This is a genomic window from Oceanicaulis sp. LC35 (assembly GCF_052055585.1).
Lineage (GTDB): Bacteria > Pseudomonadota > Alphaproteobacteria > Caulobacterales > Maricaulaceae > Oceanicaulis.
On the sequence record NZ_CP170485.1, the window covers coordinates 1,987,451 to 2,002,732 of the forward strand.

17 protein-coding genes are annotated in these 15,282 nt (G+C 63.5%); 7 read left to right on the forward strand and 10 right to left on the reverse strand.

The features are described 5' to 3' along the window. Positions 1 to 91: 91 nt before the first annotated feature. Both ACFELO_RS09500 and ACFELO_RS09505 read left to right on the forward strand, forming a co-directional pair. Positions 92 to 508 (forward strand): PAN domain-containing protein, encoded by a 417-nt coding sequence (locus ACFELO_RS09500; RefSeq protein WP_440957527.1) that lies wholly within the window; start codon positions 92 to 94, stop codon positions 506 to 508. Positions 509 to 600: 92 nt separating this feature from the next. Further along, positions 601 to 1,689: a DUF2336 domain-containing protein gene (locus ACFELO_RS09505; RefSeq protein WP_440957528.1), complete on the forward strand. Its 1,089-nt coding sequence runs from the start codon at positions 601 to 603 to the stop codon at positions 1,687 to 1,689. A 172-nt stretch (positions 1,690 to 1,861) separates the two neighbouring features. On the opposite strand, the gene ACFELO_RS09510 is transcribed toward ACFELO_RS09505, so the two are convergent. From ACFELO_RS09510 to ACFELO_RS09535, 6 genes are all read right to left on the reverse strand, one after another. Then, on the reverse strand, positions 1,862 to 3,115 hold the full coding sequence (locus tag ACFELO_RS09510) for a mechanosensitive ion channel family protein (protein WP_440957529.1): 1,254 nt from the start codon (positions 3,113 to 3,115) through the stop codon (positions 1,862 to 1,864). Beyond that, positions 3,115 to 4,713: a peptide chain release factor 3 gene (locus tag ACFELO_RS09515; protein ID WP_440957530.1), complete on the reverse strand. Its 1,599-nt coding sequence runs from the start codon at positions 4,711 to 4,713 to the stop codon at positions 3,115 to 3,117. Before ACFELO_RS09515 ends, ACFELO_RS09510 begins: the two co-directional genes overlap by 1 nt. 172 nt (positions 4,714 to 4,885) lie before the next feature. Next, positions 4,886 to 5,455 (reverse strand): hypothetical protein, encoded by a 570-nt coding sequence (locus tag ACFELO_RS09520; protein WP_440957531.1) that lies wholly within the window; start codon positions 5,453 to 5,455, stop codon positions 4,886 to 4,888. A gap of 52 nt (positions 5,456 to 5,507) precedes the next feature. Beyond that, positions 5,508 to 5,702, reverse strand: a complete 195-nt coding sequence (locus tag ACFELO_RS09525; protein WP_440957532.1) for a hypothetical protein — start codon at positions 5,700 to 5,702, stop codon at positions 5,508 to 5,510. A gap of 599 nt (positions 5,703 to 6,301) precedes the next feature. Then, positions 6,302 to 6,715: a hypothetical protein gene (locus ACFELO_RS09530; protein ID WP_440957533.1), complete on the reverse strand. Its 414-nt coding sequence runs from the start codon at positions 6,713 to 6,715 to the stop codon at positions 6,302 to 6,304. A gap of 56 nt (positions 6,716 to 6,771) precedes the next feature. Next, positions 6,772 to 7,110, reverse strand: coding sequence for a DUF1491 family protein (locus tag ACFELO_RS09535; protein WP_440957534.1), 339 nt, complete (start codon positions 7,108 to 7,110; stop codon positions 6,772 to 6,774). 106 nt (positions 7,111 to 7,216) lie between these two features. Here ACFELO_RS09535 and ACFELO_RS09540 point away from each other — a divergent pair, with 106 nt between their 5' ends. Next, a complete protein-coding gene (locus ACFELO_RS09540; RefSeq protein WP_440957535.1) occupies positions 7,217 to 8,746 on the forward strand; it encodes a hypothetical protein in 1,530 nt (509 codons plus the stop codon). A 10-nt stretch (positions 8,747 to 8,756) separates the two neighbouring features. Beyond that, entirely contained in the window at positions 8,757 to 9,659 is a 903-nt protein-coding gene (locus ACFELO_RS09545; RefSeq protein WP_440957536.1) for a hypothetical protein, read from the forward strand. Positions 9,660 to 9,696: 37 nt separating this feature from the next. Here ACFELO_RS09545 and ACFELO_RS09550 read toward each other — a convergent pair whose 3' ends face one another. After that, complete coding sequence (locus tag ACFELO_RS09550) at positions 9,697 to 11,463, reverse strand: sensor histidine kinase (RefSeq protein ID WP_440957537.1); 1,767 nt, start codon at positions 11,461 to 11,463, stop codon at positions 9,697 to 9,699. Between the two features lie 158 nt (positions 11,464 to 11,621). Here ACFELO_RS09550 and ACFELO_RS09555 point away from each other — a divergent pair, with 158 nt between their 5' ends. From ACFELO_RS09555 to ACFELO_RS09565, 3 genes are all read left to right on the forward strand, one after another. Beyond that, positions 11,622 to 12,626, forward strand: coding sequence for a hypothetical protein (locus ACFELO_RS09555; RefSeq protein WP_440957538.1), 1,005 nt, complete (start codon positions 11,622 to 11,624; stop codon positions 12,624 to 12,626). Between the two features lie 155 nt (positions 12,627 to 12,781). Beyond that, on the forward strand, positions 12,782 to 13,183 hold the full coding sequence (locus ACFELO_RS09560; protein WP_440957539.1) for a hypothetical protein: 402 nt from the start codon (positions 12,782 to 12,784) through the stop codon (positions 13,181 to 13,183). A 51-nt stretch (positions 13,184 to 13,234) separates the two neighbouring features. Continuing rightward, complete coding sequence (locus ACFELO_RS09565) at positions 13,235 to 13,654, forward strand: SufE family protein (protein ID WP_440957540.1); 420 nt, start codon at positions 13,235 to 13,237, stop codon at positions 13,652 to 13,654. Here the strand turns inward: ACFELO_RS09565 and ACFELO_RS09570 are convergent. The 3 genes from ACFELO_RS09570 to ACFELO_RS09580 are packed head-to-tail and all read right to left on the reverse strand — an operon-like array spanning position 13,651 to position 15,197. Continuing rightward, positions 13,651 to 14,049 (reverse strand): VOC family protein, encoded by a 399-nt coding sequence (locus ACFELO_RS09570; RefSeq protein WP_440957541.1) that lies wholly within the window; start codon positions 14,047 to 14,049, stop codon positions 13,651 to 13,653. The two genes, ACFELO_RS09565 and ACFELO_RS09570, sit on opposite strands and share 4 nt — an antisense overlap. Positions 14,050 to 14,082: 33 nt before the next feature. Beyond that, positions 14,083 to 14,850: a DUF6456 domain-containing protein gene (locus ACFELO_RS09575; protein WP_440957542.1), complete on the reverse strand. Its 768-nt coding sequence runs from the start codon at positions 14,848 to 14,850 to the stop codon at positions 14,083 to 14,085. Beyond that, complete coding sequence (locus ACFELO_RS09580) at positions 14,847 to 15,197, reverse strand: helix-turn-helix domain-containing protein (protein WP_292980196.1); 351 nt, start codon at positions 15,195 to 15,197, stop codon at positions 14,847 to 14,849. The genes ACFELO_RS09575 and ACFELO_RS09580 overlap by 4 nt, the downstream gene beginning before the upstream one ends. Positions 15,198 to 15,282 lie beyond the last annotated feature (85 nt).

Consider the following 15,282-nt stretch of genomic DNA (forward strand, 5'->3'; position numbering starts at 1 on the left):
AGGCTCTTCTCTGGTATGGATCGCGCTTGGTTAGCCGCGCGCTTGGGCCGGCGCAACGGTTTGTCAAAGTCGTGATGTCATATTCGCAACCATGATTGCTGTCTTCGCCCTGATGCTGCAAACCGCAGCGCCCGATCCGACTGCGCTGCCCCCCGGCGCCCTGACCCCCGATCACGCCCGGCGCGGGGTGTTGATCCGGCTGGATGGCGCGGCGGCGCAAAGCGTGGAGGCCTGCATCAGCGCGTGCGCCCTGAACGAGCCATGTCAGGCCTGGACCTGGCGCCCGACACAAATCGGCCGCGCGGCGCGCTGCGAACTTCACCCCATTGCCGGCCCCAGCCAATACGCCCCCGGCGCAGTCACCGGATTATCCCCCGAACTGGCCGCCCGGATCGAGGCGGGCGCCGAGCGGGCGCCCAGCGCGCGGGAACGCGCTGCGCTCACACCCCAGCCCCGACAGGCCGACACCCCCTACCATGCGGAAAACGAACTCGCCGGAGGCGGGTGAAAAAGAACGGTTGAACGACGCGTTAACCAAGGTGCGGCACGCTTTCTTTACATCATGCGTCGCAGAATACCGCCATCACTGCGGAGGCCCGGATGTCGGTTTCGTCCAAGCTGCACAAGCTGACCGAACTTGCGAAAGAAAAATCGTCTGATCGCCGCCGCGAATTGCTCCGCGAGGTGACGGACCTGTTCTTCGATGCGCCTCCCGCCAGCGACTCCGCCGCGCAGGGCCAGTTCGACGACATTTTGCGCACCCTCGCCAATGAAACCGCTCAGGACGCCCGCGCCGAGCTGGCTGATCGGTTCGCCGACGCCCCGTTTGCGCCCAAGGGCCTGATCCAGCAACTGGCCAAGGACGCCATCGAAGTCGCGGCGCCGATTCTGTCGCGCTCGTCCGTGCTCAGCGATGAGGACCTCGTCACCATCGTTCACGAAACCGGCCAGGCCCATATCCAGGCCATTGCCCGGCGTGAGTCCGTGTCTGAACGCCTGTCCCACGCCATCGTGGAAAAGGGCGATGACCACTCAGTCGCCGCCCTGATCCGCAACGAAGGCGCCCAGCTGTCGCGCTCCACCTATGAAGAAGTGGCCCGCCGCGCCGAGGACAGCGAAATCCTGCAGGCGCCGATCGTGGAACGCGGCGACGCCCCCGCCGACCTGCTCAACGACCTGATGGTGGTGGTCAGCCGCACCCTGCGTGACAAGATCAGCCAGCGCTTTGAAACGCTGGAGCCGGGCGTTCTGGAAGCGGCGCTGGCCGCCTCCCAGGCCCGTTTGGAAAAGCGCATGGCCGAGGACAAGGCCCTCGTGGAAGCCCAGCGCTACATCGCCTCCAAGCGCGTGCGCAAGGAACTCGACGGCTCCCTGCTGGTCAGCCTGCTGCGTGAACGCAAGCCCGTCCATTGCGCCCTTGGCTTCGCGGAGCTGACGGGTGTGGATTACTTCACCGCCAAACGCGCCTTCGAGCACAAGAGCCCGGACGGTCTGGCGCTGATCTGCAAGGCGGCGGGCATCGAGAAAGCCCTGTTCGTCACCCTCGCCGTCCTGCGCAGTCAGGCGGCGGAGAACGCCTTCAATGATGCGCGCGAAATCGGCGCCATCTACGAAGCCCTCGAACCGGAACAGGCCGAACGCGCCCTGCGGTTCTGGAAGCTGCGCAAGCAGAACGCGGCGGCGGCTTAGCGCCTGCTCTCACACCTCCGCTCGTCATCCCGGACGCGAAGCGATCCGGGATCTACCGGAACCGCTCTGTTCTGATCACAGAAATGAAACGGGTAGATCCCGGCTCAAGGCCGGGATGACATTGATATGTGAGTAAAATCCCGGCCAAGCGCAGCGCGCAGGCGCTCCACCCCTAGCGACCGTCTCCGCTTTCCCCGTCATGGTTCTCGCCGCGGGCGATCTGACGGTTCTGCTTTTCGGGATCGTCATGCGGGGTGTGCTTTTTCACCTTCGGCGGCACGAACAGCTCCGCCCCGTCATCCATGTAGACGGTGGTGGACGGGAAGGCGAAGCCCGTGCCCGCCTCTTCCACGATGCGCTTGATGGCGAAGGCCAGCTCTTCCTTGATGCGCAGCCACTCGCCCCAATTGGTGGTGGTGGTGAAGCAATAGAGGAAGAAGTCGATCGAGGACGGCCCGAACTTGTCCACATGCATGAATGTGGACACTTCCGGCGGCTTGGCGAATTCAGGATGGTTGAGCACCCAGTCCAGCACTTCGTCGCGGATATAGGCCAGCTGGTCGGTCGTGGTCTTGTACTCCACGCCAATGACCCAGCTGATCCGGCGATGGGTCATGCGTGAGAAGTTCGTCACCGCCTTGTCCGACAGGAAGGCGTTCGGCACGTAGACCGGACCCTTGTCAAAGCGGCGCACGAGGGTGGAGCGGAAATTGATCTGCTCGACCGTGCCTTCCACCACGCCATCCACCTTGATCCATTCGCCCGGCACGAAACGCTTTTCGGTCAGGATCAGAATGCCGGCGATCAGGTTCTTGAACAGGTCCTGCGCGCCCAGGCCGACCGCCACGCCCAGAAGCCCCAGACCACCGATGACCGGCGCCACGGGAATGCCCCAGGCGCTCAGCGCCGCGGCGACGCCAATCACCACGAACAGGATCTTCAGGGCTTTTGACAGCCAGTCGATCATCACCGGGTTCAGCGCCCGACGCAGCGGCTTGAACAGATGCGCCACCGGCTCGACCGCATTATGCAGCGCCCAGAACAGCGCCAGAATGACCAGCGTCTGCACCAGGCTATCGCCGCTGATGGCGGCGTCCTCGCCGCGCAAGCCCAGAATATTGACCGCGATATAGACGCCGATGATCACGGGGATCATCTTGATCGGGCCGTAGAGGGCCTCGAGCAGCTTGTCATCAAGCTGGGTCTCGGTCTTCTCGGTCGCGTTGCGCACCCGGTGAATGATCACCGAGGAGAACAGGCCGCGGAACACGAAGGCGATGACGATCACGCCCAGCGCCGCCAGCCCCGCCCCGACCGACAGACCCAGAAAGCTGGTGTCCCAGACAGACTGAATGATGCTGACCAGATCGGTGATCGAGGCCTGAACAGGCTCGGGCAATTGCTCGGTGACCGACGGCGCGCTCATCAGCTCCGCTCCTTGGTGGCGTTGAAGGTGATGTTGGGGAATTTCTCCTGGGAGTAATTCACCTCCCAGGCCGATTTCGCCATGAACACGGGATCGCCGTCGATATCTTCGGCGATGGCCGATTTATGCCGGTCGATGAAGGCGGCGATGTCCGCGTCCGAGCCGGTGATCCAGCGCGCCGTGTCATAGGGGCTGGCTTCAAACACCACCTCGATGCCGTATTCATCCGCCACCCGCTGGGCCATCACATCGATCTGCAGCGCGCCCACCGCGCCAATGATGAACTCACCGCCCAATTGCAGACGGAAGAGCTGGGTGACGCCTTCTTCAGCCAGCGATTCCAGCGCCTTTTTGAGATGCTTGGCCTTGAGCGGGTCTTTCAGACGCGCCCGGCGCAGCATTTCAGGCGCGAAGTTCGGAATGCCCGCCACGCGCCATTTGCCGCTTTCAGACAGGGTGTCGCCCACCCGCAAAACGCCATGGTTCGGCACGCCCATCACATCGCCGGCAAAGGCTTCGTCGGCGATCTCGCGGTCAGACGCAAAGAACAGGATCGGATTGTGCACCGACAGCGTCTTGCCGCTTTCGGTCTTCAGCTTCATGCCGCGTTTGAACTGGCCCGAGCTCAGGCGCACGAACGCCACCCGGTCGCGGTGATTGGGGTCCATATTCGCCTGGACCTTGAAGACAAAGCCCGCGACTTCCTTGTCGCCCGGCTCCAGCGTCTCGCGCGGGCCCTTGGCGGCGGCCTGGGGCTGCGGTCCCGGCGCATGATCCGCCAGCGCATCAAGCAGCTCGTGCACGCCGAACCGGCGCAAGGCCGAACCGAAATAGACCGGGCTCAGATGGCCCTCTTCAAAGCTCTGCTGGTCAAATTCGGGCAAAAGCTCGCGCGCCATTTCGGCGCCTTCGGTGACTTCGGCCAGCTCGTCCGCGCTCAGCACGCTTTTGATCGCGTCGCCGTCCAGCGGCACGCGCTCGGAGCGGCTCACCTCGGCGTCGTCCGGACGCTTGTAGAGCACAAACTCGTTCGTCTTGAGATCGGCGACGCCCTTGAAGCGATTGCCCGACCCGCACGGCCATTGCATCGCGGTGACGTCGAGCGCCAGCTTGTCCTGAATGTCGTCCAGCAGCTCGGACGGCTCCATCGCCTCGCGGTCGAACTTGTTGATGAAGGTGATGATCGGGATGTCGCGCAGGCGGCACACCTCCACCAGCTTCAGCGTCCGCGGCTCCACGCCCTTGGCGGCGTCCAGCACCATGATGGCGCAGTCAGCCGCCGTCAGGGTGCGATAGGTGTCTTCAGAGAAGTCCTCGTGGCCCGGCGTATCAAGCAGGTTGAAGATGAGGTCGCGATACTCATACGTCATCACAGAGGCGGAGACCGAAATCCCGCGCTCACGCTCGATCTTCATCCAGTCCGACTGGGTGCGGCGGTTCTCGCCGCGTGCGCGCACCTGACCGGCCAGACGAATGGCGCCCGCTTCCAGAAGCAGCGTCTCGGTGAGCGTCGTCTTACCCGCGTCAGGGTGAGAGATGATGGCGTAGGTGCGCCGGCGCGCCCATTGCGCGCCGTCAGCGGCGGTGGTCATCGGCATATCCTGCAAAGTTTTCAGACCCGCGAGGTAGCCGAGCCGTCCCCTGCACGCAAGCGCTCAGGCGTCAGGGATAGTGTCTCACTTTGATATTTCAGCGATACGTTTATTTGTCGGAGCCATGATCGGCTTGATGCTTTCCATCTAAACCAGCCTCAGAAAACAGGGACTCTATTCATTTTAAATGGTCAATAATATTCTCAAAATCATCTCGCATTATATCATGCGCGACCCAACGAGGCAGCTTTAATTGAGTAGCAACAATTTCCATAGTTGCGTTGTCATTATCAAGCGCGTGCCGCAAATCCCGCCGCTTTTTCTCCGTGCACAGAACTCCAATAGCACGCCAATATGCTTTCCCTTCAGCAGCGAACTGCGGACTTGTCGGGAGCTTCGGATCTCCAAATTTTTCAATTTGATTAGAAAATTTTTCCGCTGTATTCGTTTTTTCGCTTTCTTCATCAAAAGCGTGCATAAGTTCTTTTGTAAATACTATGCGGCGGTCGGTTTTAGGTATGTCGCGAGCCAGCACGATAAGAATTTCATTTGCCTCCAGCGGAACAGGCGGAGACAGCGGGCCTTCGATATAAAAACCTCGTAGAACCGCAGGGTCAAGTTGACCCGTCCACTGCTCTTTAACGCGAGCAACATGAGTAAGATCAATAATTTGATCCCTTACCCAGCTAGTCTTCACACGCCCGTTAGGTTGAGACTGAACGCGCTTATATAATTCAGAGTACGACATAAAAAATGCGCCACCTGCAGTTACAGATGGCGCATTAAGACAACCGAATCAATTACGCGTCAAGATCAGCTTCAACGTTAAGCATCTCTTGAACTCCGCCATTTTCTGCATCTGCAAAATAGCGGTTGATCTGACCGGCTATATCGTCGGCACTCACATCTCTGTTCGAGCCCGGAAAAAACTTTATGTTTTGAACGGCGCTGTCTTCGAATAACCGCCGCTTGAGCAGTTGAACGTTTATTTGCATGGTCGGCCCTCCAACGCACTTTTTCTGCGCGCTTTGCTATCTCCTTACACGCCAGCCGAAAGCCATTCGGCCCGCGCGCATCCACCAACACGGCTACGCTTGGCGGTTCTGGTTTTTTCCACCTTGCCCAAAGCGATTTTCGCGACCATCACCGCACACGCATTGGTGTCAGCTAGTCTGCGCTCGCTATTTGCTCCCCAGGCAAGGTGCTCCTTTGTCATCCTGCACGTGGCAATCATGCGCCACTCTGATTAACACATAGTACATCTCACAGGATTTTTCAACTTCATCTCTTGACTTGATCGCGCAAATGTGACTAGCGGTCATATCACCTTCGAAGCGCATCCTGTCACCACACTGGGCACTTCTGTCAAGCCTGTGTGGCTTAATGATGGCGCTTTGCCGCAGCAGTGAGGTGTTTTTGCCGCGTTTGCTTCAATTGTAGCTTTCGCACAAATTCACACTCAACGATTCTTGCGCCAGAGTCTAAAACTTTGCCGTTTCGTTCCATTATCTACCACTTTTGACATGCAGCAAATAACCTGAAGCGAACGGTGTTCGTTCCCTGCGGTCCACATCTCAAACTGAAGCGCTGTGCGTCAGGCCTGCATGCGGGCGGGCGCCTGGGACCAGACCGCCATGTTCGCCATATGCCCGGACAGACGGCCTTCCGCCTGCAGGTCGAGCAATTGCTTCATAGTCACAAGCGACACAGACGCCAGTCGCACCTGCACATCCGCCGACGTCTTGGAGCCATTGGGCGCCACGGCCAGAAGCGCGTTGGCTTCATTGGTCTTCATGGCCACCAGCGCCGCCAGGAACATCCCGCTCTGCGGATCAGACTTGGCGAGGGCGGGACGCTCCCACACCCATTCGCGCACCATCTTGATCACCTGGCCCACACGCAGATTTCGCAGCGCCAGGGGGTTCACCCCCAACGCATCACCGCGCTCGCGCGCGGTCTCCGCGACGTCGCCCAGATCGTAAAGAGCATCGTTGAACAAAAACAGCATGTTGAATGTAACCCGTCGGCGATTTCCCAACCACGGCTCATCCTAGCGCGGTGATCTTAAGAATTATCAATCGCCTCATTAAGGAAGTGTCGACCATGAGGGTCGTCCACCTCCACCAGCCAGAGGTCGGGATCATCCTCGATCCGGCGCCGCGCATAGCTCTCAGCGTCTTCTTCCGGCACAGGGTCAGGGCCAAGCGGCGTCATCCACACCCGCTCCCCCTCGAAATTGCGCATGGGCGCATACAGCTGCGCCTGCCGTCCGGGCAGCAGGGTTTTAAGCAGGATCACGCCTGCATCCGGGTCGCCCTTATGCGCCACATACACGCTGGCGCCGGCGCTTTCCGCACGCCACCGCAAGGCATCCACCCAAAATCGCGCTCTGAGATCCGTCATCGTCATTTCACTTGATGGCAAAGCAATTGCTTAATAGTTTGTTAATTGAGGGGAGCGTGCCATGCTGACACAAAATCGTTCATTCGGCCTTATTCTTATAGGCCTGATGTCACTTGCCGTGTTTACGTCACAGGCGCTGGCGGACGATCACAGGGCTGCGCGCTCTGAGGAAGTCCTGCTGACCGAGCTGACGGACAACACCAATGATCTGCGGCTGGATGCAGAGCATCGTGAAATCCGCATCCCCTTCACCATTGCACCGAGCGCTGATCCGCAGGCGATCGAGCTTCTGATGAACGCCATTCCTGACAGCGCTCAGGCCGATGGCCGCATCGAGGCCTTCGTGAACCGGTCGCGCGCCGTGGTGCTTCAGCCGCGCGCTGAACCCTTTGAAGCCCGCTTCTCGCTCTATTCCGATGATCTGCGCGCCGGGGAGAACACCCTGATCTTGCGCATTGTCGATCCGGGTGCGGATGGCTGGACGATCAGCGCCCAGGCCAGCCGCCTGCGCATCTCCGCCGCCCCGCCGCGCGGCTATTCCGCCCTGTCGGAAGTCGAAGCGGCGCTGAACGCCGATTTCGCCGCCCCGCGCCGCGTTCATATCGACGCCCGTGAAGCCGGTGATGACGAACTGGCTGTCGCAGCGCTCGTGGCTCAGGGTCTGGCCCTGCGCATGGGCGAAGCGCCGATCCTTGTCAGCGATTCTGATGTGGCGGAACTGGTCGTCACCGCCCATGTGCGCGGCTCCGGCGCTCCGGCCATCGATCTGACCGGCCCGTCCGAAGTGCGCCTGTCCGCCGCCTCTCCGGCCGCGCTGATCGCCTCGGCCCGCCTGTTCGCCGCCCGCTCCATGCAGGCGCACACCGTTCGCTTTGACATGGCGGCTGCGCTCAACGCGCCGCGCCTGATGCGCACCCCGCCCGCCACCACTAGGGACCGGGACGCGCTGGCGGGGCTCGCCAGCATGGGCGCCCCCTTCGGACTGGATCAGGGCGGCCGTGCGGCTGTCGTGATCGCCGGTGAAGACGAAGACCAGCGCAACGCCGCCCTGTCGGTGATCGCCCGCGCGGGTCTGGCGTCCGGTTCGGCCTGGCTCTACGCCTGGTTCGGCGATGATGTGGACGCCGCGCCCGCCCGCTATGACCTGATGGTTCTGGGCCCGCAGGAAGCGCTGGACCCGCGTCTTCTGGCCGCAGCGCCTGTGGAAGTGCGCGCCGCCGCCAGCGCCGCCGCCAACCGCACCCCGCAACGTCGCCGCTATTATGGCTCGACGGCCTTCGCCGCCGATCCCAGCGAACGCGATGCGCGCATCACCGGCGTCGCCGCCCTGTTTGATACGCCCGAGGGGCGTCAGGTGGCCCTGTTCACCGCGCCGGACGGCGCAGATTTCGCCCGCGCCGCCAAGCGTCTGGCCCGGTCCGAGCTGTGGACCGAGCTCGATGGCCGCGCCGCCCTGTGGGATGCAGCGAACGTCACCCATTTCGGCCCGTCCTCGGCCCCGCGCTTCTCGGCGGAATGGATCAGCGGCCAGCTGCGCGCCCATGACGAATGGTTTGCGCTGGGCGCCTTCACCCTGGCTGTGCTTCTTCTGCTGGGCAGCATCAACGTAAACCGGACGTCAAGACGCCGCGCCTAGACTGGGGGGCATGTGGACATCCGCCCTCGCCCTTCTGACGACGCAAGCCGTCTTTGACGCCGACGCCTCCTTTGACGCCTATGAGCTGCGTCTGGAGGCCCGGTCGGCGGACAACGCCTGTTCGGTGTTCACCGCGGTTGAACGCGCGCTTCTGGACGCCGCCATCAAGCGCTCCCGCGATGATGCGGTGATGCAGGGCGCGAGCCCGGGGCAGCTTGACGGGTTTGAACGCCGCCAGGCGGACGCCTTCAGCACGCCCTGCAACACGGCCTTTGATCTGCCGGGCGTCACGCTCCATCGTCAGGAAACCCTGCGCCTGAGCGGCTATGACCAGGCGCGCTTTGAAGGGCGCGCCCAGGGCTGGACCGCCCAGCGCGGCGGCCTGTCAGACGAATTCGCCCAATGGCGCATCGTCCAGAGCCTGCGGCAGGGCGCGGCCTATTTCGGCATTTATCAGCAAGGCGAGGAAACCGGCCTGGCGCTCAGCCTGCGCACGGCGCTTCGCCCCGCCTATGCGGTCGCCTTTGTGCGCGACGCCGAACGGGCGCCCGATCCTGTGGACCTGACGGCGGGCGGATTGCTGCCGCCGCCGGACGATGATCCGGTCAGCGCCTGGGGCGCCCCGTCAGACCGTCTGGAGCGCATCTTTGCAACCCGGACCCTGAGCCGTCAGCGCGCCGGGGAGCTTGCCCCCGCCAGCGGCCAGCCCGCCGTGGGCTTTGTGTTTCCCCAGGCCCTGACCGAAGAACTGGCGACCCTGTCCCCGCGCGAAGGCGCCCGCATTGACCTGTATGACGGCACGGGGACCGTGATTGACCGCTATTGGGTGGAAGTGGGCGCGTTTGACGCCGCCCTCGCCTTCATGCGCTTGCCGACCATGGCGCCGCAAAGCGCCGCCGCAGCGTCACACTGATCTGAATTCGGAAAGCAAAGCGCCGAAGACGGCCGGCTTACGCCGCGCCGCCATTGGCCTTGATGATCACTTCGCCCGCCTGCTGGGCGGCGGCGATGCGCTGATGCACTTCCAGCGGCGCGAACTCGGTGACGGTGCTTTTCGCTTCGCCAATCACCGGCAGGCGCACAGTCACCGTGGTGCCCTGACCGCGGGCGCTCTGAACCTTCACGGTTCCGCCCTGCATGTCCGCCAGCGCCTGCACCAGCGACAGGCCCAGGCCCGTGCCGCGCTCAGAGGTTTCCTTGCCCGAGCGGGTCTGGTGATAGGGCTTGCCCAGATCGGCAAGCTCATCCTCGCCAATGCCGACGCCGCTATCGCCCACAGCCAGCACCAGATCAGGACCGTCCTGACGCGCCATCACGACGACGGCGCCGCCTTCGGGCGTGAACTTCACGGCGTTCGACAGCAGGTTCAGAAGGATCTGGCGCATGGCCTTGCGGTCCGCCTTCACCGGCAAGTCCGCATCGCCCGGCTCGCAATACAGCGCAATGCCGCGATCCTTGGCGCGCGGGCTGATCATCTTGGCGCAGATGGACACCACGTCGCGGGCGTCAAACTCGTCCGGGGTCAGCTCGTACTTGTCCGCTTCGATCTTGGACATGTCGAGCACGTCGCCGATCAGCTCCAGAAGGTGCTCGCCGCTTTCATGGATCAGATCGCCATACTCGGCATAGCGTGCAGGCAGCGGGCCGAACAGGCGCTGCTTGATGATGTCGGAGAAGCCGATAATGGCGTTGAGCGGGGTGCGCAGCTCGTGGCTGACCGCCGCCAGAAACTCGGACTTGGACTGGCTGGCCGCCAGCGCCGCGTCGCGTTCCGCTTCCAGATGCGTCAGCTCTTCAGACCGGGGCGCCGCAGCCACAGCCGCCTCGCCGCGCGGGGTTTCAAGGCTCAGCACAAAACCGGCCTCGGTCGCCTGGGCGTGGGCGTCCAGCACCTGGCGCGCGCCGCGGGCGGAGCGGACCGGGAAGCTGAAGGCGCTGTCAGACAGATGGCCGTGCGACAGGGTGGACTGGAGCCCGGCCTGAATCTCGGCTCGGCCCTCATCGTCAAAGGCCAGCCCGGTCACATCCAGACCGTTCATGTCGCGCGGGGCGCCCGGCGTGAAGCCGCGCAGGCGTTGGGACACCGCAGAAATGCGGCCCTTGCGATCGAGCGTCATCAGCGCGGTCGGCGCGTGATCAAAACCATAGGCCGCCGGTTCCAGCGCCTTAAGTTTGGCGCGGCTCTCGTCCAGCGCGCCCAGCAGCTGCACACGGGCGGCGAAGCCGCAGCCCGCAAAGAAGATCGCCAAGGCCAGCCCCGTCATCGGGCTGGAAACAAGGCCCGAGCCCCCGGCGCTGAGCGGGGCCCAGGCGCTGGCGATAGCGACCATCAGGAAGGCGAGCGTATTCATCGTCGCGCTCAGGCGCACATCCTTGCGCAGACCTGCCGCTGACAACGCCGCCGGCCCTGCAAGAAAGGCCAGAGCCGCCGGAGACAGGGCCGAACCCAGCGCCAGAGCCGCCGCAAAACCGGGCAGCGTCCACGCCAGCGCCAGCACGAAGCGGACGCTGTCACGGCTGGCCGAACGGTGACCGCCCAGCAAAAGCCCCAGAACGCCCGGCGCGGCGGCCAGCCCCAGCACGCCCAGATCACTTTGGGAAACAGGGGCTTGGGCGCCCGTTCCGATCAGGGCGATCAGCACCAGCCAGCCGCCATGAATCAGGCGCGCCGCCTGTTGGTCCATGACACGTGAGAGGTGGGCGAAGGCAGGGCGCATCGAAGCGAATCTCGACTCACAAATGAGAATAGAACCGCACGCTCGTCTGGGCCCGTTAACAATTACTGAATTCGCGCCAATCACCGTCATCCCCCTTGGCGCGGACCGCGCTCTAGGTCATGATCAAAACAGGTGTTTTCTCCTTGGATGACGAGATCATGATTTTTGCCGCCATCAGCCTTTCCCTGCTGTCAGCCGCAAGCCAGACCGCAGCCCAGGAGCCCCCGTCTGACGGGCCGGTGCTCAGCCTGCCCGCCCCCGGTCAGGATCAGGGCCTGCCCGACACCACCGAGCCTGAAGTGCTTCAGAACGCGCAGACCTATGCCGCCTATCGCTCGGATGTGACGCTGGCGGGCGAGCGCGAATTGCTGTCCGGCGCCGATCTGGACGCCACCATGGATGCGCTGAGCCAATATTATGATGGCGACCGTCTGGTGAACGCCCAGATCGCCTATGCCGCGCTGGTCGCCGCGCGCAATCCTGAATTCATCGACGCCGTGCGCGCCGTCGCCGATTACTACGGCACAGAAACCGCCGCCGCCGCCCTCACCCATGATCCCATGTATGTGACCGGCTTCATGGGGGCAGACACCGCAGGCCAGACCGTGGCCGTCGCCATTGACGGCGATGTGAATGATATCCGCACGGTGGGTACGCGCTATCGTCAGGCCGCCTATGACCTTCAGCGCGAACGCTGGGCCCAGCAGCGCGCCCGCGACCGTCAGGAGCGTCTGTCGGCGCTGGAAAGCGCGTCCGAGCGTCTGGATGTACAGTTCCGCGCGCCCGAAACGCCCGCCGCCGCCCCCATGGGCGCCAGCACCACCTTGTTCGCCCAGCCTGAAGTCGTCGATCTGAACCTGCCCGATCTCAGCGTTGAAGTGGGCCAGAGCCAGCTTCAGCCCGATGAGCGCAGGGTGGGCCGCATGCTGTCGCTCGCAGCCCTCGACGCCATTGAAGACGGCGACATGACCTATATGGACCGTCTGCTGGATGATCCGGCGGTGGAGCGCTGCATGCAGTGGGTGCGTCTCGACCTCGCCCAGTGCGTGGCGGCCGGCCATTTCAAGTATGAGGACAGCTTCTGCATCGCCGAGCACGCCCTCAACGATGTGGCCGATTGCCTGACCGCGACCCGTGCGCCTTCTGAAGCTGTGTCAAATTGAGACACTTTATTCAATTAGGTAATTTCAAATTAAGGGTAAGTGTTCAGCGTTAACACACGTTTTACCCTTAATTGCACATCAGCTGGTATTTCCGGGAACAGTTTTTTAGCCTCAGAATTGCTTCAAGACCTGAAGTGAGTTGAAAAGAGGCTGGCATGCTCCGCAACGTGCTACGCGCCATTTTCTGGACCGCCGTGACGGCGGCTTTCGTCCCTGCCGGCTTTAGCGCCGCGCCGGACGGAGCGTTTGCGCGTGAAACGCGCCAGCTTGTCCTTTCAACGGATGCGCTCTCGACCTCTCAGGACTTCACCCGGCAGGCGGGGCATCAGACCCGTCAGTTCTGTGATGATCAGGCCGAGGCGTGCGCGGTGGGCCAACAGCTCGCCAGCTTCTCCTCGATCGTTGCTGGCGTGGTGGGTGATCGCGCCCAGCGATGGGCGGCTGATCAGGCGCAGGCCAGCCCGCGCGATCCGCTCGCTTTGCCGCAGAACGCCCCGGCGCAGAGCCTTGACGCCCTGCTCGCCGATGTCGCCCGCGAAACCGGCGATCTGAACTAGGCGCGCCGCGGGGTCTTGCCCCTGCCGCCTGCGCGCTTTACCTCAGCGCGCATGAGTGATCTCAACACCGATATCGACACCCTCGTGGACGAGTTCGACTTCCTGGGCGACTGGGAAGAGCGCTACCGCTATCTCATCGAGATGGGTCAGGCGCTGCCCGGCCTTGACGCCAGCGAGCGCACTGACGACACCCGCGTTCAGGGCTGCGTCAGCCAGGTCTGGCTGGTGCTTGAGAGCGGCCCGTCCAAAGAGCTCATCCTGCGCGGGGATTCCGACGCCCATATCGTCAAGGGGCTCGTGGCGCTGCTCAATCGGCTGTATGACGGCCGCACGCCGCAAGAGGCGCTGTCCATTGATCCCAAAGAGGTTCTGGGCCGCATCGGCCTCGCCGAACACCTCTCCCCCCAACGCTCAAACGGCCTCGCCTCGATGATCAAGCGCATCCGGGCGGAAGCGGAAAGCCGGGTTTAGGCGGGGTGGGGCAAGCTCAATTGCCAGGACAGGCCGAACGGGTCGAGCAGCCAGCCATAGCGGGCGCTGAACCCGTATTCGCCGACCGGCATCAGGATCTGGCCATTCCCTGAAAGCTGTTCAAAGGCCGTATCGAGCACATCGACGCTGTCGCATTCCACATAGAGCGACATGGACGGCGTAAACTTGAAATCATGGATGGGCGGGCTGTTATAGATGATCAGCTCATGGCCCGCGAAACGGCCCGAGGCGAGCTTGATCGCCCCCTCGGGCAAGGCTTCGCCTTCGCCATAGCGATCCTCGACTGTGATCTCGAACGCCGGAAAGACCGAGCGATAGAGCGCCAGCGCCTCGTCCGCATCCCCTTGAAACATCACATGCGTCTTGACCTGCATAGAGCCCTCCCCGGCGCCTGACAGCCTTGACCGTCACGCCGCGCGGAACGGGTCCGCGCACCGGCGCTCGGGCTTGAGCCGATAGTGAACCGCGAGACGGTCGAGCGCCAGCTTCAAGGCCTGAGCGCCGGAGCGTGAGGGCCAGTTCAGGTGCCGTTCGGCGTCGGTCATGGCGCTTTGACGGATCAGGATTTCCACCAGCCAGTGATCAAGCCCCGGCCCGACGGCGGCCAGCGCCTCCATCACCCGCGCCTGCGCCTTCATGCGCCGCAAGGGCGCGTCAGAGCGATCACGCGGGGCCGAACGCCCGCCCCCGCCCGGAACCCCGCTCCAGTCCTGTGTGACGCGGCTTGAAAGGCTCGACAGTTCATAATCGCGCATCAGGCTGTCCGCCGCGCAGAGATGGGCGGGCTCTAAAAGCGGCGGCTGGCCGTTGCGCGGTTTGGCATAGCGCGCCAGCGGGCCGTCACTCGTGTTCGGGTTGATCGTCTGCACGCTGACGCCGCCCTCAGGGGTCGGCGCCAGACGGCGTTCGGTGGTGAGCGCGGGGCGAAGTTCTGGCGCGTCAGACAACGCCTGCTGGCGGCCCAGATGGCTCAGGCCATAAACGCCCTCGCCCGCCTCGCTGAGCCAGCCCGCCTCGACCGCCTGCTCGAATGCCGCCCGGTCCAGCCGGGCGAGCGGGCGGCGTCGCCGGTCCCCGTCAGCAAAGACGCCATAGCCGGGCTTGACGCCCGCCAGCGGCGCCAGCACGGCCCCTCGCCGCGCCAATCGCCGCATCCAGCCCGGCGCCGGGCTCATTGGGTCATCCGGAAGGGAATGAGGTCAGGCCCCGGCGCGCTGCGCAGACAGGCTTCAAGATCCTCCATCGCCGCATCAAAGGCAGGGTCGTCACGCGCATCCTCGATCCGGTGACAGGCATGGGCCGCCGTCGAGCGGTCCCGGCCAAAGGCGTCCGCCACCCGATTGAGGCTCAGCTCGAACGCCACATGGGTCAGATAGATGGCCGCCTGCCGCGCAAGGGCCGCTCGGGCCCGCCCTCGCGTTGGCGTATTGATCTCTTCCACCGGCACGCCAAAGGCGTAAGCGGCGGCCTGCTGCGCCAGGCGCGCACGCGCCTGATCCAGAACAAGCGTATTGGTACGCATCGGGTTATCCCCTCCCTTCTCGATCCACGGGTGAAGTATAGGATCGCGATGAAGGGCGAGGATAACATTCCTATTATGCGCGCGT